At 62.1% G+C, this 20,204-nt stretch carries 25 protein-coding genes; 10 read left to right on the top strand and 15 right to left on the bottom strand.

The window, feature by feature from the left end; all coding sequences use genetic code 11:
• The coding region (locus AC1DX0_RS07820) for an FAD-binding protein (RefSeq protein WP_477354966.1) at positions 1-634 on the bottom strand (634 nt) is incomplete at its 3' end.
• A 5-nt stretch (positions 635-639) separates the two neighbouring features.
• Positions 640-1,827 carry an MFS transporter gene (locus AC1DX0_RS07825; protein WP_477219230.1) on the bottom strand — a complete coding sequence of 396 codons (1,188 nt, stop codon included), beginning with the start codon at positions 1,825-1,827 and terminating at the stop codon, positions 640-642.
• Between the two features lie 124 nt (positions 1,828-1,951).
• On the opposite strand from AC1DX0_RS07825, the gene AC1DX0_RS07830 reads away from it, so the two are divergent.
• On the top strand, positions 1,952-2,578 hold the full coding sequence (locus AC1DX0_RS07830; RefSeq protein WP_477219231.1) for a TetR/AcrR family transcriptional regulator: 627 nt from the start codon (positions 1,952-1,954) through the stop codon (positions 2,576-2,578).
• Positions 2,579-2,609: 31 nt separating this feature from the next.
• Here the strand turns inward: AC1DX0_RS07830 and AC1DX0_RS07835 are convergent, their stop codons facing one another.
• Complete coding sequence (locus AC1DX0_RS07835; protein ID WP_477219232.1) at positions 2,610-3,461, bottom strand: hypothetical protein; 852 nt, start codon at positions 3,459-3,461, stop codon at positions 2,610-2,612.
• A gap of 85 nt (positions 3,462-3,546) precedes the next feature.
• On the opposite strand from AC1DX0_RS07835, the gene AC1DX0_RS07840 reads away from it, so the two are divergent.
• The 3 genes from AC1DX0_RS07840 to groL all read left to right on the top strand — a co-directional run bounded on the left by AC1DX0_RS07840 (position 3,547) and on the right by groL (position 6,589).
• The gene (locus AC1DX0_RS07840; protein ID WP_477219233.1) at positions 3,547-4,347 is read left to right on the top strand and encodes a class I SAM-dependent methyltransferase; all 801 of its coding nucleotides are present in this window, start codon (positions 3,547-3,549) and stop codon (positions 4,345-4,347) included.
• Between the two features lie 228 nt (positions 4,348-4,575).
• The gene (gene groES / locus AC1DX0_RS07845; RefSeq protein WP_006203049.1) at positions 4,576-4,872 is read left to right on the top strand and encodes a co-chaperone GroES; all 297 of its coding nucleotides are present in this window, start codon (positions 4,576-4,578) and stop codon (positions 4,870-4,872) included.
• A 61-nt stretch (positions 4,873-4,933) separates the two neighbouring features.
• The gene (gene groL, locus AC1DX0_RS07850; protein ID WP_477354940.1) at positions 4,934-6,589 is read left to right on the top strand and encodes a chaperonin GroEL; all 1,656 of its coding nucleotides are present in this window, start codon (positions 4,934-4,936) and stop codon (positions 6,587-6,589) included.
• Positions 6,590-6,668: 79 nt separating this feature from the next.
• Here groL and AC1DX0_RS07855 read toward each other — a convergent pair whose 3' ends face one another.
• The gene (locus AC1DX0_RS07855; protein WP_477219234.1) at positions 6,669-7,127 is read right to left on the bottom strand and encodes a VOC family protein; all 459 of its coding nucleotides are present in this window, start codon (positions 7,125-7,127) and stop codon (positions 6,669-6,671) included.
• Positions 7,128-7,252: 125 nt separating this feature from the next.
• Here AC1DX0_RS07855 and AC1DX0_RS07860 point away from each other — a divergent pair, with 125 nt between their 5' ends.
• From AC1DX0_RS07860 to AC1DX0_RS07875, 4 genes are all read left to right on the top strand, one after another.
• Positions 7,253-8,137, top strand: a complete 885-nt coding sequence (locus AC1DX0_RS07860; protein WP_477219235.1) for a LysR family transcriptional regulator — start codon at positions 7,253-7,255, stop codon at positions 8,135-8,137.
• Positions 8,138-8,349: 212 nt separating this feature from the next.
• Positions 8,350-10,425, top strand: coding sequence for a pilus assembly protein TadG-related protein (locus tag AC1DX0_RS07865; RefSeq protein ID WP_477219236.1), 2,076 nt, complete (start codon positions 8,350-8,352; stop codon positions 10,423-10,425).
• Positions 10,422-11,027 (top strand): TadE/TadG family type IV pilus assembly protein, encoded by a 606-nt coding sequence (locus AC1DX0_RS07870; RefSeq protein WP_477219237.1) that lies wholly within the window; start codon positions 10,422-10,424, stop codon positions 11,025-11,027. Before AC1DX0_RS07865 ends, AC1DX0_RS07870 begins: the two co-directional genes overlap by 4 nt.
• The gene (locus AC1DX0_RS07875) at positions 11,024-11,464 is read left to right on the top strand and encodes a TadE/TadG family type IV pilus assembly protein (RefSeq protein ID WP_477219238.1); all 441 of its coding nucleotides are present in this window, start codon (positions 11,024-11,026) and stop codon (positions 11,462-11,464) included. Before AC1DX0_RS07870 ends, AC1DX0_RS07875 begins: the two co-directional genes overlap by 4 nt.
• Here AC1DX0_RS07875 and AC1DX0_RS07880 read toward each other — a convergent pair.
• The 9 genes from AC1DX0_RS07880 to AC1DX0_RS07920 all read right to left on the bottom strand — a co-directional run bounded on the left by AC1DX0_RS07880 (position 11,461) and on the right by AC1DX0_RS07920 (position 16,670).
• Positions 11,461-12,072 (bottom strand): LysE family translocator, encoded by a 612-nt coding sequence (locus AC1DX0_RS07880; protein WP_019857424.1) that lies wholly within the window; start codon positions 12,070-12,072, stop codon positions 11,461-11,463. The two genes, AC1DX0_RS07875 and AC1DX0_RS07880, sit on opposite strands and share 4 nt — an antisense overlap.
• Positions 12,073-12,150: 78 nt before the next feature.
• A complete protein-coding gene (locus AC1DX0_RS07885; RefSeq protein WP_477219239.1) occupies positions 12,151-12,534 on the bottom strand; it encodes a YkgJ family cysteine cluster protein in 384 nt (127 codons plus the stop codon).
• A gap of 4 nt (positions 12,535-12,538) precedes the next feature.
• Positions 12,539-12,703 carry a hypothetical protein gene (locus AC1DX0_RS07890; protein WP_477219240.1) on the bottom strand — a complete coding sequence of 55 codons (165 nt, stop codon included), beginning with the start codon at positions 12,701-12,703 and terminating at the stop codon, positions 12,539-12,541.
• A gap of 1 nt (position 12,704) precedes the next feature.
• On the bottom strand, positions 12,705-13,112 hold the full coding sequence (locus tag AC1DX0_RS07895; RefSeq protein ID WP_172230151.1) for a hypothetical protein: 408 nt from the start codon (positions 13,110-13,112) through the stop codon (positions 12,705-12,707).
• Entirely contained in the window at positions 13,112-13,339 is a 228-nt protein-coding gene (locus tag AC1DX0_RS07900) for a hypothetical protein (protein ID WP_172230154.1), read from the bottom strand. The genes AC1DX0_RS07895 and AC1DX0_RS07900 overlap by 1 nt, the downstream gene beginning before the upstream one ends.
• A gap of 360 nt (positions 13,340-13,699) precedes the next feature.
• The gene (locus AC1DX0_RS07905) at positions 13,700-13,909 is read right to left on the bottom strand and encodes a cold-shock protein (RefSeq protein WP_010915421.1); all 210 of its coding nucleotides are present in this window, start codon (positions 13,907-13,909) and stop codon (positions 13,700-13,702) included.
• A gap of 207 nt (positions 13,910-14,116) precedes the next feature.
• A complete protein-coding gene (locus tag AC1DX0_RS07910; protein WP_477219241.1) occupies positions 14,117-15,475 on the bottom strand; it encodes an HD-GYP domain-containing protein in 1,359 nt (452 codons plus the stop codon).
• 179 nt (positions 15,476-15,654) lie between these two features.
• Entirely contained in the window at positions 15,655-15,984 is a 330-nt protein-coding gene (locus tag AC1DX0_RS07915) for a YciI family protein (protein WP_477219242.1), read from the bottom strand.
• A gap of 32 nt (positions 15,985-16,016) precedes the next feature.
• Positions 16,017-16,670: a glutathione S-transferase family protein gene (locus tag AC1DX0_RS07920; protein ID WP_477354943.1), complete on the bottom strand. Its 654-nt coding sequence runs from the start codon at positions 16,668-16,670 to the stop codon at positions 16,017-16,019.
• A gap of 183 nt (positions 16,671-16,853) precedes the next feature.
• On the opposite strand from AC1DX0_RS07920, the gene AC1DX0_RS07925 reads away from it, so the two are divergent.
• Entirely contained in the window at positions 16,854-17,033 is a 180-nt protein-coding gene (locus AC1DX0_RS07925) for a CsbD family protein (RefSeq protein WP_477219244.1), read from the top strand.
• Between the two features lie 52 nt (positions 17,034-17,085).
• Here the strand turns inward: AC1DX0_RS07925 and AC1DX0_RS07930 are convergent, their stop codons facing one another.
• A complete protein-coding gene (locus AC1DX0_RS07930; protein WP_477354946.1) occupies positions 17,086-18,219 on the bottom strand; it encodes a metallophosphoesterase in 1,134 nt (377 codons plus the stop codon).
• A 137-nt stretch (positions 18,220-18,356) separates the two neighbouring features.
• On the opposite strand from AC1DX0_RS07930, the gene AC1DX0_RS07935 reads away from it, so the two are divergent.
• Complete coding sequence (locus AC1DX0_RS07935) at positions 18,357-18,950, top strand: hypothetical protein (protein WP_477219246.1); 594 nt, start codon at positions 18,357-18,359, stop codon at positions 18,948-18,950.
• 86 nt (positions 18,951-19,036) lie between these two features.
• Here AC1DX0_RS07935 and AC1DX0_RS07940 read toward each other — a convergent pair whose 3' ends face one another.
• The gene (locus tag AC1DX0_RS07940) at positions 19,037-20,158 is read right to left on the bottom strand and encodes an NAD(P)/FAD-dependent oxidoreductase (RefSeq protein WP_477219247.1); all 1,122 of its coding nucleotides are present in this window, start codon (positions 20,156-20,158) and stop codon (positions 19,037-19,039) included.
• Between the last annotated feature and the right edge of the window lie 46 nt (positions 20,159-20,204).

A 20,204-nucleotide genomic window follows, 5' to 3' on the forward strand; every position in this document is an offset into this window, starting at 1 on the left:
AGTAGAATTCGGCCGAGCGGTGCGCGGTCATCATCTTTTCGAAGTCGCGCAGCATGTCGGCGATCGGCAGCACCCATTTGCGGCGGCGCAGCCGGTAGGTCGCGATGTTGTTCAGCGTCACTTCGCTCAAGACGCCGAAGGCACCGAGCGCAACGCCGATGGCGTGTATCGTGTCCTGATCCCCTGCCCTGGTGAATTCGCGGACCTTGCCAAGACCATCGACGATCTGCACCGTCTCCAATTGCGTATGATAGGCGCCGAGCGTCGATCCCGAGCCATGGGTGGCGGTTCCCAGCGCGCCGCCAATCGCCTGCCGGTCGATATCGCCCATATTGGGTAGGCCCTGGCCGATATCCTGCAGGATGTGCATGAGCGAACCGAGCCGCGTCCCTGCCCGCACGCGCGCCTGATGCTTTTCAGCGTCATGCGAGACCAGCCCCTCCAGCTTTTCCAGAGACAGGATCGTGCCCTGCGACTTGACCAGCGGCGTAAAAGAATGACCGGCGCCGACGACGCGTACCGGGCCGGGCGCGGTGCGAATGAGATCGCCGAGTTCGCCGGCATCGACGGGACTGGCGATCAGCCGAGGTTCGGCAGTGACAAAGCCCGACCAGTTGCTCCAGATGTTCGACATGGCGCTCACGCAACAACCCGGCGACGCCGCGCCACGAAGACAAATACGACGAGGAGCGCCACGCTGGCCAGGGCACTGGCAGCGGCGAATTCCGGAACCGGGCGAAAATCCTTGCCGTCGATGAGCAGGGACGCTGCGACAGGCCCCATCGCCAGACCAAAGAGTTGCGCGGCCGGCACCAGCAGCACGGCCGTACGTGTCTCGTCGGCGGTGATCGCCAGCCTGATCTGGTAGGGCACGATGAACAGGAGGATAAAACCCATGACCAGGGCAGCGACCCAGAATGTGGTGAGGCCAGGTCCGCTGGCGAGAACCAGCGAACACAAAAGCGCCACCACACCGATCACCACAATGGCAATGCGATAATCGATACGCGCCTCGAACACGGTCGCCGTCATCGCGCCCAGGACCTGCACTGCGAGGCTGGCCGAAACGATCAGGCCGACGGTGCGGCCATCGATGCCGAACTGAGCGCCAAGCGGCTCCAGAAATGCCCAGACCGAGCCGAAGAACATGAAGTAGCAGAAGACGCACAGCAGCGCGGTGATCGACGGAACCGTCAGCACATTGGCCAAATTCTCGTCCTTCGGCAGATCGGCGTAATCAGCGGGGACAATGAAGGCGACCACGAGCGACAGGACGCAGACGACCGCGAGAACGAGGAAGCCGCCAGCCGATCCGGCGGCCGGGATGACATAGAGCGCCAGCAGCAGCGCCAGAGCGCATTGCGCCAGCGTCTGCATAGTGACGAAAAAGCCGCCGATGCGTTCGGCCCGCCGCGAACGGGCAATCAGTTCCGTGGCGACCGCGACAAGGCCGCCTTCGGCAAGGCCGGCCAGCGCGCGCGCCGCCATCAGCGTATTGGCGCCGGCGGCATAGGCCGTGCAGACATTCGCGAGCGCCAGCAGGAGCAGGAGGACCGCACTTTTCCAGCGCATGTTGTGGGCCGACAGCAGCATCGCAACGATCGCCGAGCCAATCGCAATGGCGATCATCTCGGCGGTGGCGACCAGCGCCAGCTCATCGCCGCTGACATGACCTTCGGTGTAGAGGGCGCCGAGCAGCACGGGCTGCAGGCCGAGAATGAGCAGGCCGACCGAGCCGATCCACAAGGCGGAGGCAAGCTGCCCACTGGTCGGATTGCCGACCAGCCAGTCGCCATCGCCCGCATGGCCGGTACTTGTCGAAGTCAAAGGCGCCTCCCAACGTCCTTGCCGCACGGCAAAAAAGCTGACAATCTGTCAGCATTTCAGAAACTGATACTTGATCATTTTTTTTGTCAACCAGAATTTGGCAATTCGTGCGAAAGACCGGTGCATGACGCAAGCAACGCGAACAGCGACCGAACCGAGGCGCAAGCCCAAGCAGGAGCGCAGCCGTGAGCGTATCGACGCCATCCTGTCGACGACCATGCGGCTGATCGGCGAAAAGGGCATCGAYGCCGTCACCATGAAGGAGGTCGGCATGCTGGCGGGCGGSCCGATCGCCACCGTCTATCAYTACTTCCCCAACAAGTCGGCGATCCTGGCGATGCTCTATGAGCGGTTCTCKGARGTCAGCCGCGCGCGATTGACAGCGATCATTGCCGATGTCCGCGAAGCCAAGGACGTCATCGCCGCCGCCGACCGATTGCTTGACGACTATCACAGCCGCGTGGCCGGCGATCCCGCCATCCAGGACCTGCAGAACGCCATCCAGGCCGACAAGGCGCTCAAGAATCTCGACATCGCCGAAACTCGATATCAGGCCAGGATGTTCTGCGACCATGTCATCGCTTTGCTTGAGCCGCAGAAGCACGAGCAGTTCGAACGCATCGTGTTGCTGATCTTCCAGCTCGCCGGTGGCGTGGTGCGTCTGGCGCTTGCGGAGGGCGGAGCGGAAAGCTGCCGGACCATTGAGGATTACCGKTCGATCATCCACACCCAATTGCGGCTGTTTCTCTAGACCGGCGCCATGACGATCAGCCCGTCGTGGCCTATCTCGCCTGGCGGATGAGGCCTTCGAAGCCGTCAGCCAGATCGGCAGCGCCAGCCGCGAACATTTTCACGAGGTTCTGGGGACGGCCGGGAGTGTTGTTGGCATCGAGGAGGATGGCCCTGCCCTCATGCATGACGAAATCGAATTTCCCGTAGTCGAAGCCGAGTTCGCGCCGCCGCTCGCGCATTTCGTCGGGAACCGGGACGGGCTCACGCCGAATCGTTTCCGATGCCTTGACCAGTCTGTTCGGCGAGACGTAGCGGGTGCAGCGCTCGCGCTCGCCGCAAAACACCCAGAAACGCGCCGCAAAGCCGTCGGGTTCTCGTTCCGGAATGAATTTTTCCACCACCAGGTCATCGTTCTCGAAGACGCTGTCTGGAACCTCGCCGAGAGATCCATAGACCTCATAGCGCTGCAGGGTTGGCAGATGCGGAAAAGGCGGCGGCTTGCCCGCGCGTTTCGATCGCCGGTTGAGGAGTGTCTCCGGAATACCCTGATTGTTGAGGTTGCTCTTGACGATGACCGGGCCATGCCAGCTGTCGTCTTCTGATATCAGAGCCCCGCTGATCCGCCTTTTGGAGATATCGGACGCACCGACATTGAGGCAGAACGGAAACCGCTTGGCATAGGCGACATGATCCGCCGGTGTCAGCGTCGCATCGACATGCAGAACCGCGATATCGGCGTCTTGTGTCTTTGACGGGCCCTGCTGAATCCGGACCGAATGGCCACGCCTTTTCAGGTGCTCCAGAACATCGAAAAGCAGATAGGGGCTGCCCCTGCGCAACAGGAGGTTGCGCTTACCCAGAAACCGGTCGTGCTCATGCGTTATGACGACTATGCGCGACACGGCTTTCCCCTTGGCTTCAATGCCCGCTTCTATTAAGCGGCTCTAATCGATCGATGCCAGACTTTCCTGGCTCCAACGGGTTTGAATGACAAATCATTGGGATAACTATCATCGGCACTGGAAGCTGCTGGACGCTCCGCTGCGGCCAACCGCGGAAACCGTCGGCATATTCGATCGCGAACTTGATCTCGGAAATGCCGATGTCCTTCTGCTCGGCGTGACCCCCGAACTGGCAGTCCTGGGCAGGTCGATGTTGGCGATCGATCAATCGGCAACCATGATTTCCGGGGTTTGGGCCGGCGACAACGCCTCGCGAAGGGCGATGGCGGGAAATTGGCTCAGCCTCCCCGTGGAGCGGGCAAGCTTCGACGCCGTCATCGGCGACGGCTGCCTGTCGGCGGTCGATTCCAGAGCCGCCCGCCATGCGCTGTTTGCCGAAATCGCAAGGGTGCTGAAGCCCGGCAGGCGTGCGGCGATCCGCGTTTTTGCACAGCCGGAAGCGGCGGAGGACCTGCGCGGCATCGAGGCGCTGGTCTTGGCCGGCGGGGTCGAGAATTTCCACGCGCTCAAATGGCGCATCGCGATGGCGTGCACGAGCGACGACTGCGATTTCGCAATCAAGGTGCGAACGATCCGCGACACGTTCGACATCCTGTTCCCCGACCGGGAAATTCTTGCCACACGGACGGGATGGAGCATGACGTCGATCAACACGGTCGATGTTTATGCCGGCTCAGACATAAGCTACAGCTTCGCGACGCTGGCCATGCTGATCGACGAGGCGAACAGCTGGTTCGGCGACGTACGCATCGTGCCGAGCGGCTCCTATCCGCTGGCCGAACGGTGCCCGCTTCTGGTTCTTGGATCGCCTGCTCCTCGACTTTGAAACTCGGGAGATCGGGCAGCGTTCGGGCGGCAAGCCTTATTTTGCGCAATCGCGCGGCTGCACGAGAAAAATTTCCCGCCATTGCGCCTCCCCGCGCGCCTTGACTCTGCGAGGTCGGCGGCCTATTTCAGCGCCACGTTAGCACTCGCCCTTGGTGAGTGCTAACCACATGTCCGGCTTCGCCGGATAGAGGAACTGTTTCTCACCGTTCTCATCGAGGAAGAAAAAATGGCAAAGTCGAAGTTCCGCCCGCTTCATGACCGCGTGGTCGTTCGCCGGGTCGAATCCGAATCCAAGACCGCCGGCGGGATCATCATCCCGGATACGGCRAAGGAAAAGCCGCAGGAAGGCGAGATCATCGCYGTYGGYTCCGGCGCTCGTGACGAAGCTGGCAAGCTGGTCCCGCTGGACGTCAAGGCTGGCGACCGCATCCTGTTCGGCAAGTGGTCGGGCACCGAAGTCAAGCTCAATGGCGAAGACCTTCTGATCATGAAGGAATCCGACATCATGGGCATCATCGGCTGATTATCGGCCTCACCGTCAACTGAATTCGGGCTTACCCCAAGCCCCTGCCAGGAGCTAAAAAATGGCTGCTAAAGACGTAAAATTCTCCCGTGATGCCCGCGAGCGCATGCTGCGCGGCGTCAACATCCTCGCCGACGCGGTGAAGGTCACGCTCGGCCCCAAGGGCCGCAACGTCGTCATCGACAAGTCGTTCGGCGCCCCGCGCATCACCAAGGACGGCGTCACCGTCGCCAAGGAAATCGAACTTGAAGACAAGTTCGARAACATGGGCGCGCAGATGGTCCGCGAAGTTGCTTCGAAGACCAACGACATCGCCGGCGACGGCACCACGACCGCGACCGTTCTGGCGCAGTCGATCGTCCAGGAAGGCCACAAGGCCGTTGCCGCCGGCATGAACCCGATGGACCTGAAGCGCGGCATCGATCTGGCCGTCACCGAAGTCGTCGCGGCTCTCGGCAAGGCTGCCAAGAAGATCAAGACCTCCGAGGAAGTTGCCCAGGTCGGCACGATCTCGGCCAATGGCGACGAGTCGGTCGGCRMSATGATCGCSGAAGCGATGCAGAAGGTCGGCAAYGAAGGCGTCATCACSGTTGAGGAAGCCAAGACCGCCGAGACCGARCTSGAAGTCGTCGAAGGCATGCAGTTCGACCGCGGYTAYCTCTCGCCCTACTTCGTCACCAACGCCGACAAGATGGTTGCCGAGCTCGAGGACGTCTACATCCTGCTGCACGAGAAGAAGCTCTCCAACCTCCAGGCCATGCTGCCGGTTCTTGAAGCCGTCGTGCAGACCTCGAAGCCGCTGCTCATCATCTCGGAAGACGTCGAGGGCGAGGCTCTGGCCACGCTGGTCGTCAACAAGCTGCGTGGCGGCCTGAAGATCGCCGCCGTCAAGGCTCCGGGCTTCGGTGATCGCCGCAAGGCCATGCTGGAAGACATCRCCATCCTGACCGGTGGCCAGGTCATCTCGGAAGACCTCGGCATCAAGCTCGAAAACGTCGGCCTCAACATGCTCGGCCGCGCCAAGAAGGTGTCGATCTCCAAGGAGAACACCACCATCGTCGACGGCGCCGGCAAGAAGGCCGAGATCCAGGGCCGCGTTGCCCAGATCAAGCAGCAGATCGAAGAGACCACTTCGGACTACGACAAGGAGAAGCTGCAGGAACGTCTCGCCAAGCTGGCGGGCGGCGTTGCGGTGATCCGCGTCGGCGGTGCGACGGAAGTCGAAGTCAAGGAAAAGAAGGACCGCGTCGATGACGCCCTCAACGCGACCCGCGCGGCCGTGGAAGAAGGCATCGTTGCAGGCGGCGGCGTCGCTCTCCTGCGCGCTTCGGCCAACATCAAGGCCACCGGCGCCAATGCCGACCAGGCTGCTGGCATCAACATCGTTCGTCGYGCGCTGCAGGCTCCGGCCCGCCAGATCGCGGCCAACGCCGGTGCGGAAGCWTCGATCGTTGCCGGCAAGATCCTTGAGAACAAGGGCGCGACCTTCGGCTACAACGCCCAGACCGGCGAATATGGCGACATGATCGCCATGGGTATCGTCGATCCGGTCAAGGTTGTCCGTACGGCTCTCCAGGACGCGGCTTCGGTCGCCGGCCTGCTCGTCACCACCGAAGCCATGATCGCGGAGGCTCCGAAGAAGGAGTCGGCTGGCGGCGGCATGCCTGGCGGCATGGGCGGCGGCGGCATGGGCGGCATGGGCGGCATGGATTTCTAACCCACGCTTCCATCAGCCTCAGATACGGAAAGGGCGGCAGCGATGCCGCCCTTTTTCGTTTCTAATGGGCATGTCGCCATCAGACGACCTCGGCAAGTTCGATCAGATTGCCGAATGGGTCGGCGAAGAAGGCCAGCTTGCGGCTGATGTCGTCGAGCTTGAAGGGCTCGGTGACGATGGTGACGCCGCGCTTGCGCAGTTCGGCAACCGTTGCGTCGATGTCGGCCACGTTGATGCAGAAATGGTGATAGCCGGAATAGCGCAAGCTATCGGCGAGATCCTTGTATGCCGGCGCATCGATCGGCAGCGGATCACCGCCTCCCAGCAATTCGATCATGAAATGATCGTCATTGGCCGGCGCCAGATAGGCGAGCTGCTCGTCGGCAAATGGCCATTCGTGAACGACGCGAAAGTCGAGCTTGTCGACATACCAGCTCTTGGCGATCTCGTAGTTGGGGACGCGCAGCGCCACGTGATGACCGCGCATGTTGGCAAAAACCGAAGAGGTGTTTTTGGCGGGGATCGGGAAATCAGTCATCTCAGTCTCTCCTTTTGATCGCGAGCCGCGGAGCGATTGCCTGCGGCGACGAGGAGAGGATGGCGCAATTCAATTGCACCGATTAGAGTGATAATTCTATCGATACTCCTGAGTAAAAATCATCAATGCGAACGACCGACCTCTCTGAACTTGCCGCCTTCGATGCGGTGGCCCGCCACCGCAGTTTTCGCCGGGCGGGGGAGGAGCGCGGCGTCACCGCTTCGGCGATCAGCCATTCAGTCAGTAATCTCGAGGAACGCGTCGGCATTCGACTGCTCAATCGCACGACGCGCAGCGTGTCTCTGACCGATGCGGGGGCGATGCTGCAAGCGCGGCTGGCACCGGCCTTCGGCGATATTGGCGCGGCACTCGATGCCCTCAACCAGTTCCGCGACACGCCGTTCGGCAAAGTGCGCATCAACGTGCCGAACTCGATTGCACCTTTCGTCCTCGGTGGAATCATTGGACCGCTCATCACAAACAATCCCAATCTCGAGATCGAGATCGCGGCGACCGACAGGCTGGTCGACATTGTCGAAGAGGGCTTCGACGCGGGCATCAGGCTGGGCGAGAGTCTTCGGGAAGGGATGATCGCCGTGAAGGTCAAGCCGCGACTGCGCTTCGCGGTGGTTGGCTCGCCGAACTATTTCCGCAATCGCAACCTGCCCCAGACGCCGCGCGATCTCGGCGATCATGTCTGCGTTCAGAACATGTACCCAAACGGCACGCACTACCCCTGGGAATTCGAGTTGAAGAGCGAGGCCATCGCCTTTCATCCGAATGGCCCGATCGCACTCGACGACCATGAGCTGATGGTACAAGCCGCGCTATCTGGTGTAGCGCTGGCCTATGTCTGGGAGAACCGAGCCGAGCGCGACATTCTCGACGGCAAGCTGATCCGTTGCCTGGACGAATGGTGTCCTCCTGAAGATTGGCTCTACCTCTATTATCCGAGCCGGCAGAACATGTCGGCCGGGCTGCGCGCTGTTATCGATGCGATGAAGGCGTGAAACAGAGAACGATGGTGGCCATTGGGCTCCATGCCGCCCGATTCCGCAGATGCCTCTTTCCTGTGCAGTTTCTCAGCAAAATCAGCGGCTTCGACCACGCCTTGGCGGCGGCGCGCAATTTGTCGGACAATATTTTTTAACATATTTGCGATTACTAAAGGGCGAGAGCACTGAGGGGTTGCTCCAGCGTTTAGCGTGTCGGGTACCCATCGATGCAGTTTTTCTGGCGATTTTTGCGGAACCGCGACGGCAACGTGCTGATCATCTCGGCACTGGTGATGCCGGTCCTGATCGGCATGGCCGCTTTGGTGACCGAATATGGCGCCGCTCTGGTCGAGCGGGCCGACAATCAGCGCGTGGCCGACCTGTCGGCCTATGCAGGCGCCCTCGCCTACAATGTGAACAAGTCCACGGACCAGATGACTGCGACCGCCGTCAGCGTCGCGGTGCTCAACGGCGTCCCTGCCGCCAATGTACAGGTCAGCCTGGTTGCCTCCCCGAAAACGACCAGCGTCAACGCCGTTTCGGTGTCGATCAACACCTACAGGACCCTGTTCCTGGCACGCGTCCTCAACGATCGCCAGCAACTGCAGATCTACGCCAATTCGGTGGCCGAGGTTGGCGCGCAGCCGCAGACGCCCGGATGCATGCTTGCGCTCGACGGCACGCAGACCGGCGTGACGCTGAGCGGTGGCACTTCGATCTCGGCGCCGAAATGCACCGTCTCTTCCAACAATACGGTGACCGTCCCTTGCGGCACCAGCATTTCGGCGATCGGCGTCAACTACAATTCCGCCGCGGCCCCGAGCCAGCCGTGCAACGGCATCACCGGCCCAAGCGGGGCGACCGCGGTGATCACCAAGAAATCGACCCCCGATCCACTGGCCGGCAATGCCGCGGTCACCGCCGCCGTGGCCCGCATCGCCACCGTGGCCGCGCTTTCGACGACGACCGCGCCAACGGCGCCGACCACCCCCAACGGCAACAGCATCGACTTCGGCTGGACTCAGGGCTCCACCCAAGGCCAAGCCACCGCGCTCGGCTGCACCGCCAGTTGGACATCGGCATCATCGACCTGGACGCTGAACTGCGGCAGCAAAACCACAGTCAATCTGGGCACCATCACCATCGGTGGTGGTATCAATCTCAACTTCGCCACGAGCGGCGCGGCAACCACGGTTTACAATATTGCCGGTGACCTGACGACGAGCGCTACGACCAACTTCGGCCCAGGCACCTACAATTTCGCCAAGACCCTGACCACCGCGGGAACCACCACTTTTGGTGCCGGCACCTACAATTTCGGCAAGCAGGTGACCACCGCCGGAACCACCACCTTCGGGGCCGGCAATTTCAACTTCACCAAGGGCCTGACAACCGGCGGCGGCGCCACCACGACATTCGGAGCGGGAACCTTCAAGATCGGAATGAGCGACACCGCCTGCAGCGGCTCGGGACAGGTCAGCCTCTGCAACACCTCCACCTTGACCTTTGGCGGACCGAGCACTTTCGAACTCCCGGGCGGCTACACCAACACCAGCGGTTCGCTCACCTTCGGCTCGGGCACGACCAATTCCTACAAGATCGGTCCCGGCAGCAATGGCGATGCCATCACACTTGGCGGCGGTTCCACGACAATCATGGCCGACGCGACCGGCGCCAGCAGCTTTTTCCAGGTCGTCGGCAATGTGAATGGCGGCGGCGGCGGCAGCTGCTTTGTGGTGCCGGCCGCGGCCCAGCACGACATCTCCGGCAACTTTATCGGCTCTGGCGCCATCCTGCTCGGCGCCGGCGTCTACACCGTGGACGGCTATTTCGCGCTTGGCGGCAATGGCGGCGGCAGCGCCAATTGCAACGGCAGCACGATCAGCGTCAGCGGCGCCAATGTGACGCTTGTCTTGTCAGGCAAGGCCAAGTCCAGTTCGGGAAGCTGCAACGGCTATGTCTTCTGCGTCGCCGCCGGCTACAGCAACATCGTGCTCACCGCACCACAGTCGGGAGCAACGGCGAAGCTGGCGGTGATTGGCCCCACCGGCAGTTCCAACACCGGCGGCGCGACCTTCGCCGAAGGCGGCTCCAACGCCCAGATATCAGGCGCATTCTACTTTCCCTACGGCCCGATCGTCATGAATGGCGGCTCGAGCGTGCTGGGATCGAAGACCGACACGACCAAATGCCTGCAGATGATCGGCTCGCGCATCACGCTATCGGGCGGCACCGCGGCCGCGTCGGAATGCATCGCCGCATCGAGCACCAGTGCCAGCAGCAAGGTGAGTCTCGTGCAATGAGAAAGCTGTCACGCCCCGGCCGCGGCCTGCTTGCCAGCGGATATTCCTCGTTCAGGGACTTCCTGCGGCATCAGAAAGCCGGCGTGTCGGCCGTCGAGTTCGCCCTGGTCAGCCCCGTTCTGCTCGTCATCCTGGCCGGAACCGTCGACATAGGCGGCTCGCTGAAAGCCAAATTCGAACTGAGTTCGGCGGTCTCGGCCGGTTCGAACTATGCGCTGCTCAATGGCGACAAGGTCAATTCCACCGGCGGCAGCGCGCTGGCCGGAAACATTGCGACGGTGGTTACGAGCGGCCTGGGTAGCAATGGCGGCAGCATTCAGGTCGTCATCAACAACGGTGCGACGCTTGCCTACAACGCCACCACATCCACGGCCACCCAAAGCGGCACGGCCGCCAATGCCGACCTCTGCTACTGCCCGGGCAGTTCCGGGGCCGTGGCCTGGAGTACCCCGGTGGCATGCGGCAGCATCTGCAGTGCCGGCGGCATCGCCGGAAAATTCGTGACGATCACGGCCAGCAAACCCTATACGCCGCTTTTCGGCGGCTTCGGCATCGTCAGCAACGGCAACATCACCATCCAGGCGGTGGTGAAACCGCAATGAGCCGTCGCCGATCCTTCCTGCGTGACAGATCCGGCGCACAAGCCGTCGAGTTCGCACTGCTGTCGGTGCCGCTGCTGATGGTGCTGATGGGCACGTTCGAGTTCGGGCGCATGTACTGGGCCCAGCATGTGCTGAATGAAATCGCCGCGGCYGGGGCGCGTTGCGTCGGCGTGCTGCAGAGCGGATGCACCCAGAACGGCGTCTACGACGCCGCCAGCGCGATCAGCTATATCAGCGGCAGGGCGGCAACCGACGGCATCGTGCTTAGCAACGCCAACATCACCATCAGCAACAACACCACCTGCTCGGGCCTGTCCGGCTTTTCGAGCGTCCAGGTCTCCTACACATTCCAGACCGTGCTGCCGGCCTTCCTCACGTCGCTGGCGAATGGCCCGAACCTCAGCGCCCGGGCGTGCTTCCCGAACCAGGGCGCCTAGCGGTCCGCCAGCGCGAGCTTGGCGCCGAGCATGACGAAGGCGCCGGCAAATGTCCTACGCATCCAGGTCAGCACCATTGGCCGCGAGGCGACGTGGCTGCGGATCGAAGCAGCGAAGATGCCGTAGCCGACAAAAACCACGAAGGTCAAAAGCATGAAGACGCTGCTCAGTTCCAGCATCTTCGACAGCGCATTGGGCTCGGTGGTGCTGACGAATTGCGGCAGGAAGGCAAAGAAGAAGATCGACAGTTTCGGATTGAGCACGTTGACGAGGATGCCGGTGGCGATGACCTTGCCGGCCGAGCGCGGCGCGACATTGTCCTCGACGCTGAGGCCGCCCTTCTCCTTCAGGGTGTTCCAGGCCATGTAGAGCAGATAGGCAACGCCGAGATATTTCAACGTCTCGAAGGCGACCGCACTGGTGTGCAGCAGCGCCGCAAGGCCAGTGATGGCGGCAGCCATGTGCGGGATGATGCCGAGCGTGCAGCCGAAGGCGGCAATGATCGAGGCTCGCGCCCCGCGCGAAAGTCCGGCGCTCAGCGTGTAGAGAACGCCGGTGCCGGGCGAGGCCACGACGATCAGCGACGTCAACAGAAATTCGATGCTCACGATGGATTTCCTCCGACGCCCTGCCCTCTTGCAGCGTAGCCAGCAAGGCGGGTGCGCACAAGCCACCGCCAATCGTTGCTAAGAGCTCGGAAATCCGTGCGCCCGGCGCGCCATCAGGCACTCCTCGTCGCCAGGCATGCAGGCGCGACAGACATCGGGGCGGAGTTCGTAGATGCCGCAAGCGGTCGATTTGCCGACTTCGCCCGACAGGGCCGAGCAGCGGGAGCCGTCACAGCGCATGCCGGACAGATCGGCCGCCACATATTTCTCAGGGATGCGGTCGAGCTGCGCATCATCCTCGGTGGAAAAGCGTGGCCATTCGGCTGAATAGGAACAGCAGGCGCCGCAGCTTTGGCAGTCAAAAAGCGGAGCGGTCTCGCCTTGCGACGACGAAAGGTTTGCGGCGGCTACTAGGGCGAGCAGCCCCGGCACGGCCGGATTGCGATCGGCGTCCTGCGGCAAGGCGCTATTTCTTCTTAGCCGTCTTGCCCTTCGGTGCGTCCGCCGGCGACTTGAACAGGTCGGTCGCGGCTTCGGCAGGTTCACCGGCCTTCGCGGCAACCGGCTTGGCCGGCTTTGCAGCGGGAGCCTGCGCTGCCGGCTGATCCTTGGTGGAGAATTTTATGGCCATGTCAGTCCTCGTCGACGAAACGCGATGATGGTGCGCGCGGGTTRCGCAAGCGGCCGATCAGCGCCGARACCGCCGTGATGTTCATTTCCTCGGGCGACCAGTTCTTTACCGCCTCGATGTGATGCGGCGCCARYTCGCGRTGCGTGCTGCCGCTATAGGCGGCATCCTGATAGGTCACCCGCTCATGGGTCTTGGCGTCTTCGCGGACATATTCGATCAGATAGTTCGGGCACTCGGCACGGCCGCGCACGCCGACGCGCACCTGGGCATCGCCATGGGCGCGCTTGCAGCGTTCAAGCTTCTCCAGCACACGCCGGACGTACTCGACCGGCTTGTCGAGACCCTCGACCATGTCGGCGATGGTCGCGTCGGCGGCGATCGGCGTTGGCGGTACGCGCTTGGTGGCCATCAGCGTTTTCCGGCTCGTTTCGGCAGCGCCGCGAGTGCCGCTGCCGCGGCCATCTCGTCAGCTTCCTTTTCCAGGCGCAGTTCGCGCAAGCGCGCGGTCTTGGCTTCCCGCGCTTCGCTGACGGCATCGCGCTCGGACATGATGCGGCCGAGCGACATCGACTGGGTTTGCGTCTTGCTGAACAGCGACACCGCCGGATCGGCGGCTGTCTTCGAATGGGCGGTCAAAATCTTTCTCCTGTCAGGAGCCTGGTGCCGTCAGGGCGAGACCGGGTCTTCGGTCAGGACCACGCACTAAGCAAACGGCATCGGGGCAATACGGCAGCGGATTCTAATTGCTGGAGCGTCCCTTAGCACGTTCGGCCCGATGCGCAGCGCATTTTCGGTGGCAACAAGCGTAAAATGAAAAAGGCCAGGCACCGCCTGACCTTCCATGGGAGCACCGCGCATCCAGATGGATGCACAGGAGATACTCCTCTCATGCGCATGATGTGCCTTGGAAACTCAGGTTTCCGTAGCCACGCGCCAGAATTCGCCAATCACCGGTGCCAGTACATCCGTGGTCACCGGGACAGCTGAATTCTTTCTTCAGGCCGCCTTCAACTGGTCGGCGGACATCTTGCCCGACTTGTTGTCGCGGACCATCTCGTAGCCGAGCTTCTGGCCCTCGACGATATCGCGCATGCCGGCGCGCTCTACGGCCGAGATGTGAACGAAAACGTCGGCCGAGCCGTCGTCAGGCTGAATAAAACCAAAACCTTTGGTGGCGTTGAACCATTTAACTGTGCCGGTGCTCATGACGAACCCTTTCCATGGCAAATATTCGTTAATCGCGGTGCGAATGCACAACGATTTTTGTCTCGATTTTTGATGTGGGAAGTTCGTCAAAGACGCGCTCGAAAGCGCGGATAACAAAAGTCAGTCAAACAAATATCGACGAATTTCTTGTAGGACTATTTTGCCGTGATGTCAAATCTTGGCCACCAGGCCGCAAAAGCCATGCCTTCAGGCTGCCATCCGATCCAGCTGCAGGACAGCGCGCTGCAACGCCTCGAAGCAGGCCGGATCGATGGCCGTGCCGATATCGCCAGCCATAACCTCGAAGGCTTTCGACACCGGCATCGCCGCGCGATACGGACGCTCAGCCGTCAGCGCATCGAAGATGTCGGCTGTGGTGACGATGCGGGTATCGAGGTCGATCGCATCCGCGCCCACACCGCGCGGATAACCCTTGCCGTCGAGCCTTTCGTGATGCGCGCCGGCGATACGCGAAAGCTCGCTGAACGCACCAATCCGCGACAGGATGATCTCGCCAAGCGCTGGATGATGGCGCACGGCCGCCCATTCGGCTTCGTCGAGTTTGCCAGGCTTGTCGAGTATCTGGTTGGAAACGCCGAGCTTGCCGATGTCATGCAGCAAGGCGGCACGTTTCAGCCGCCGCCGACGTTGGTCATCCAGGCCAAGTCCTTCGGCAATCAGGTCGGTGAACAGGGCGACGCGTTCGCTGTGGCCGTTGGTGAAAGGCGATTTGGCGTCGACCACCTTGGCGAAGGCAGCGGCGACATCATCCAGATAGTCATCGTTGATCGGCAGACGCTCGTCCCCCGGTGACAGTTCGATCACCGCAATCGCAAGCTCGGGCGAATCGAGCATCGCCCAGAAGCCTGGCGCGCCAGCCGCCCGTTCACACGCCGCGACAAGTCGCGGTTCGAACCAGGTACCGGAACGTGTGCGCAATTCGGCGATCGCTCCCTCGGCGCCGGCACTGGCGTAGAAGACGTCGGCGATCTGGGCGATAAGCGCGATGCGCGCAAGAGGCGATATCGCTTCACCGGCCAGGCGAGCCGGCTGGCCCTGCCCGTTCCAGTGCTCGTCTAGGTCCATGACGCCTTTCGCCACGGGTTCCGGAAACCGCATCTGCCGGACAATCTCGGCGCCGGTCTGGCAACGGGTCTGGAACAGCTCGTTGGCGATGCTGCCGCCGTTCATGGCGATGTTGAGCAGCGCACGGAACCGTTCCGCCAGTTTCGCCTTCATTCCTGTCCGCGACAGCACGAAGCGCAGGATCTGCGGCAGGCTGTCATTGACGAGATGGAAATCGTGCTTCAGGGCGATGTCATCTGCGAGATAGAGGCTGCAGATGCGCGCCGCATTGCTGCTGCAACCGACATCCTTGAGCAGAAGCGTATAGTAGAGATGTGAAAGCTCTGTCTGCGACAGGCCGATCTCGCGGCCGATATGAAAGCCGATCCAGCAGGCGCGGACGCAGTGCCCTGTCGGATGGCCTTCGCTGATATCGAGCGCATAGCTTAGAGCGCTGACCAGTTCGGAGAGCCCGACACCCTCCTTCTCGACATCCGTCATGTTGCCACCCCTGACACTTCTGGATGGAAACACACGCTCGCTTAACGTTCCGTTCCACTTATGGCTGTGGCCGGTTGCAGCGGCTTGCCGTTGCCGGTTGGCCAATACAGGCCTTGCGTCATGGTTCGAGGGATTTCGCGGCCTGTGGCCTGAGCCCACCGTTAGCTTGCAGTATAGCTCTACATGATCGTGCTGATCATCGGCAGGATCTCATAGCGAAAACCGCGACCTGACTTTGCCACCGGATCGCCATCGGTCACCGCCTTTGCCTCGGCCTCGCTGCCGACACGCAGGATCAGCAGGCCCCAAGGGCCGGCTGGGTCGGAGACCGGGCCAGCCAAGATCATGGTCCCCTCGCGCAGCTTGCCGCGCAGGTATTCGGCATGCCGGCCCATCAGTTCCCTCTCCTCCTCCGTCATGGTGAAGGCGAAGTCGGGCCGTGGCGGGACCAGCCGGCAATGGAAGATCACTGGCACTGTTGCCTCGCGCTGCCCGTCACTGCTGGCCATGGGTCCCTCCCCCTGGCATGTCGTCAGTCGACCTATTCATCAGGACCCGGTTCCGGCCACGGCTCTTTGGCCGCTTCCGCGTACCATTGCCGCATGGCCGGTGTTGCCAGCACGGCATCGACATAGGCGCGTGTATCCGGGGCCAGTTCGCCGCCATAGGTGTCGAAGCGGGTGACGACCGGCGCGTACATGGCGTCGGCCGCRGTGAAATGGCCAAACAGGAAGGGGCCGCCCTTGCCGTAYTGTTCGCGGCACTCTCGCCASAKCGCYTCGATGCGCGCCCGTTGYACCTCGCCTTCGGCATCGAGCGGCTTGTGCCCCYTSGGMCGGCGCARRTTCATCGGCCAGCCRTAGCGGACCTCGCGAAARCCGGAATGCATCTCGGTCGCCRCCGCGCGKGCCAGCGCGCGGGCGCCGATGTCGGCCGGCCACAGCTTTTTCTCGGGAAACAGGTCGGCGAGATATTCAAGGATGGCAAGGGTTTCCCAGACAACCCTGCCATTGTGATTCAGCACCGGCACCTGACCGGTCGGCGACACTTTCGCCAGATTGGCAAAGGTCTCGGGCGTGCGCAGCCGCACAAGGTCTTCCTCGAACGGGATCTCCAGATGCCTCATCGCCACCCATGGCCGCAGCGACCATGAGGAGAAGCATTTATTGCCGATGTAGAGCTTGAATTCCGCCATTTTTCTCCCCGTGCGCACGATTGGTCGGCGCGTATCCACAGCCTAGCCTGCCTGCCCAGCCGCCGGAAGCGGCCACGCGCGTTTCGTCTGGTTCCGGTGCGATGCCTGGAACCTAAACGATGCCAGTCCGTTTATTGGCGCGGATGAATTCCCCCGAATTCAGGACTCCCAGGAGATGCGAAAGTGGTGAAAAGGGATCAGGTTGCCGGCATGGCCAAGCAGATCAAAGGCTCGGTAAAACAGGCCGCCGGCAAAGCGACCGGGAATAGGCGGACCCAGGTTGAAGGCATGGCCGACAAGGTCGCGGGCAAAGTGCAGAAGGCCTATGGCGACGTGAAGGCCAAGGTCAAGAAGGCGTTCTGATCCCGCATCGAAAATGCACACATGAAAAAGGCGGCCGCCAAGGCCGCCTTTTTCATGTGCTCCATCCCTTGCTGAAGGCGTTGGTGAAGGCGACGCCGCCGTAGTCATCGGTTGCCTCGCCCAACACGACGTCCATGCCATCGCTGGTCACTCTGGCCACGGCGAAACCGCCCATATAGGCRGCCTTCGGCTTGAACARRTCGAGCCCGTCGCGRCGRTAGATCAGCGRSGTGTCATGCTGGTGGCCATGGAAGATGCCGACGACATTGTAGCCTTTCAATGCTGCCAGAAGCGCCTGCCTGTCGGCCTCGCCCCACCAGTGCGGCGGGCCGGCGCCGTCATCATTATAGGTGCGCTTGGCAGGATCCCACCGCTCCGTCGAAAACGTGTCCCAGCCATAGTGCTGGAACAGGATGACCGGGCGGCCGTCCGCCGCATAGGTCGCCAGATCCTGCTTGAGCCACGGCAGGCTCGATTCGGCGCCGTGGCCGGTGTCGCCGGCGAAACGATGCGTCTGAACGAGATGCAGGCCGCCCCAGTCCCATGAATAACAGTCGGTATCGACATCGTAGTCGGTGGCCGGCACCGGCGGCTTGAAGAACACGCCGGCGCGGTGGTTGACCTCGACATAGTCGCGCAGTTCGCGCCGATACCAGTCGACATGGTGCGACGGACCGTTCTGGTCGAGATCGTGGTTGCCGAGCCCGACATAGACCGGCATGTGGACGCGATCCGGGCCAACGCCCTGGCTATAGCGCTGGCTGAATTGCAGCAGTTGCGTGCCTTCGCTCGGCTGGGTGATCTGGCCTCCGCCATCGTCGGTGATGTCACCGCCGACGACAAGGCCGAGCGGCATGCCGATCCGGCTGCCGGCCGAACGCAAGCCGGTGGCGATGCCGTTGATCTCCACCGGCCAGTCCTTGTCGCCGACGGCGTTCAATGCCGCAACGTTGCGCAGCAGTGCGGCGTCGGTCTTGCCCTCCTGCAGGCAGTTGGGGCTCAGGCCGCTCGCCATGCGGCAGGCATGGACATCGGCGATGAACAGGAAGGTGGCGTCGATAGGCTGGATGCGTTGCCCCGTCTGGCTGAACGCCGGGCGTGAAAGCGCACCAGCCGCGGCAAGGCCGGCGGCCTGCATCAGAAAGCTGCGTCGTGAAAGCAATTTTGGCCATCGGTGATTCATCATTGGCGGAATTCAGCACAAGCGGCGTCTGTCCGTCCAGTTTCGGCAATGTCGCGACTGGCTTGACCATCGACATCGCAATGAACGTCTGCCACTTCTACCTGAACTTGCATTCTATTTGGAAGATACGGGGGAGTGCTATGAAGAGCGCGTCTATCGGCATGGCTTTGGCGGTTTTGCTGCCGGCAAGTGTTGCGCTTGCCGGCCCGTGCGTCGATGCGAAGTCCGCGAAAAACGGCTTCATCCTGGCGCGGCCCGGCATCCAAAGCGAGTTTCGGCCCGTGGCGGGCGGAATGGTCTCCGTCGCCAACACCTACGAATCGCAATCGCCGCAAAAGCAGTTCCTGTTTGCCGGCCTGATCGAGGTGGTTCGCGACAGCGACACCGGCCGGGCGGCAATGATCCCGTTTTCCGATCTGCGAAAACTGTTTCCGCTGAAGACGGGAGCCAAGAGCACGATCGAGTTCGTCGAGCTGTCGCCGGACAAGCAGCCCAAGGCCACGAAGACGCTCACACTGGTCGTCAAGGGCAAGGAAACATTCAGCCTGGGCGACTGCAAATACAATGTGCTCGCCGTCAACGAGACCTTCAAGAATGGGGCCGGCGAGACGCTCGATGCATTCACCGCGCTCTATGCGCCCGATCTGCAGGCCTCTCTTGCCCGGCGCTATGATGAAGGCACCAGCAAGGAATCGGTGAACGGCTACGAGACGATCAAGCCGCTGACGGAATAGGGATTCGATCTGCGCGTTTGAGCATGATCTTTTCCGAAAGCCGTATGCGCTCCGCTGGTGCGCAGGAAACCCTTAGACGGGTCTCATCAAAAGCGGCTTGGACGGAAGTTCGCAAGCAGCGGATGTTCACTGCCGCTGGCGATCTCGCCGGCAAGCAGTTCGCCGGCGATCAGGCCAAGCGTCGCGCCGCTGTGGCTGAAGGCGACGTAGTATCCCTCGATGTCCTTCAACTGGCCGAAGACCGGCTCGCCGTCTCCGGGGATCGGCTTGGGCCCGACACCGTAGCTCTCCAATTCCAACCTTGGATGACCATCGAGAACATTCGAAGCTTCGTTCAGAAGCCCCTGAACAGTCGAATCCCTCACGCTATATGTGCCATCCGAATTGACGACCACCTCTTCTTCCGACCAGGCGGAATCGAGCGCGAGGGCTCCATTCGGCGTCGGCCGGATGGCGACGCGCGGCGTGTTGAGCACGGCACGAAGCGGCAAGTTGACCGGCTTGGTCCTGACCAGCAAAGCGATCGGCGTCCCGTCGGCGATATGCTTGCCGGAGTCCGCAACCATTCTCGGCACGTCAGCACCTGTCGCCAGCAGTACTGCATCGGCAGCGAAGCTGGTGCCGCTTGTCGTGACAACGCCGGTTGCGCGACCGTCGACGACAGTAACAGCGGCGCTTCCCGCATCGGTGACCAGTCGGCCGCCACGCGCCACGAATTCAGCAATCAATATCTCGATCAGCGACGGCAGGTCGACCCAGCCCTCGCCCGGGTTGAAGATCGCGCCTTGAGGCGTGACAGCGCTCGCGGAGACACCTGGCACGACTGACGCGATGGCGTCCGCGGAGAGGTGTTGCGCATCATAGCCGAGGCCCTTTTCATGAGCGAAGACATCCGCGATCTCGTTCGAGGCGTCGTCCGCATCCCATGTCAGGCCGCCGTCGAAACGCAGCCAGGCGGCATCCGGATATCTCGCCGACAGCGTGCGATAGCGGTCGATACCGATCATGCGCAGGCGATGATACTCAGCCGAGCGCTTGCGCGCGGAATTGATCCAGGCGAGCGAGCGGCTTGAAGCTCCCTTGGCGAGCGGTCCATCATTGACCAGAACGGTTTCGATGCCGAGCCTTGCAAGATGAACGGCCGAGGAGACACCGAAAATGCCGCCGCCGACAACAACGACCTTCGAGACCTGACGTAACGTAGCCATGGGATATTCTTTCACTGGTGGAGGTTGGATTGGGCGGCCGTCTCAT

Source organism: Mesorhizobium sp. P3_A9 (assembly GCF_056402975.1).

Excerpts from the sequence above, each read along its gene's own strand:
- AC1DX0_RS07840 (WP_477219233.1), top strand. The coding sequence starts at position 3,547 with ATGACAAATCATTGGGATAACTATCATCGGCACTGGAAGCTGCTGGAC.
- AC1DX0_RS07855 (WP_477219234.1), bottom strand. The coding sequence starts at position 7,127 with ATGACTGATTTCCCGATCCCCGCCAAAAACACCTCTTCGGTTTTTGCC.
- AC1DX0_RS07860 (WP_477219235.1), top strand. The coding sequence starts at position 7,253 with ATGCGAACGACCGACCTCTCTGAACTTGCCGCCTTCGATGCGGTGGCC.
- AC1DX0_RS07865 (WP_477219236.1), top strand. The coding sequence starts at position 8,350 with ATGCAGTTTTTCTGGCGATTTTTGCGGAACCGCGACGGCAACGTGCTG.
- AC1DX0_RS07870 (WP_477219237.1), top strand. The coding sequence starts at position 10,422 with ATGAGAAAGCTGTCACGCCCCGGCCGCGGCCTGCTTGCCAGCGGATAT.
- AC1DX0_RS07890 (WP_477219240.1), bottom strand. The coding sequence starts at position 12,703 with ATGGCCATAAAATTCTCCACCAAGGATCAGCCGGCAGCGCAGGCTCCC.
- AC1DX0_RS07905 (WP_010915421.1), bottom strand. The coding sequence starts at position 13,909 with ATGAGCACCGGCACAGTTAAATGGTTCAACGCCACCAAAGGTTTTGGT.
- AC1DX0_RS07910 (WP_477219241.1), bottom strand. The coding sequence starts at position 15,475 with ATGACGGATGTCGAGAAGGAGGGTGTCGGGCTCTCCGAACTGGTCAGC.
- AC1DX0_RS07915 (WP_477219242.1), bottom strand. The coding sequence starts at position 15,984 with ATGGCCAGCAGTGACGGGCAGCGCGAGGCAACAGTGCCAGTGATCTTC.
- AC1DX0_RS07935 (WP_477219246.1), top strand. The coding sequence starts at position 18,357 with ATGAAGAGCGCGTCTATCGGCATGGCTTTGGCGGTTTTGCTGCCGGCA.
- AC1DX0_RS07940 (WP_477219247.1), bottom strand. The coding sequence starts at position 20,158 with ATGGCTACGTTACGTCAGGTCTCGAAGGTCGTTGTTGTCGGCGGCGGC.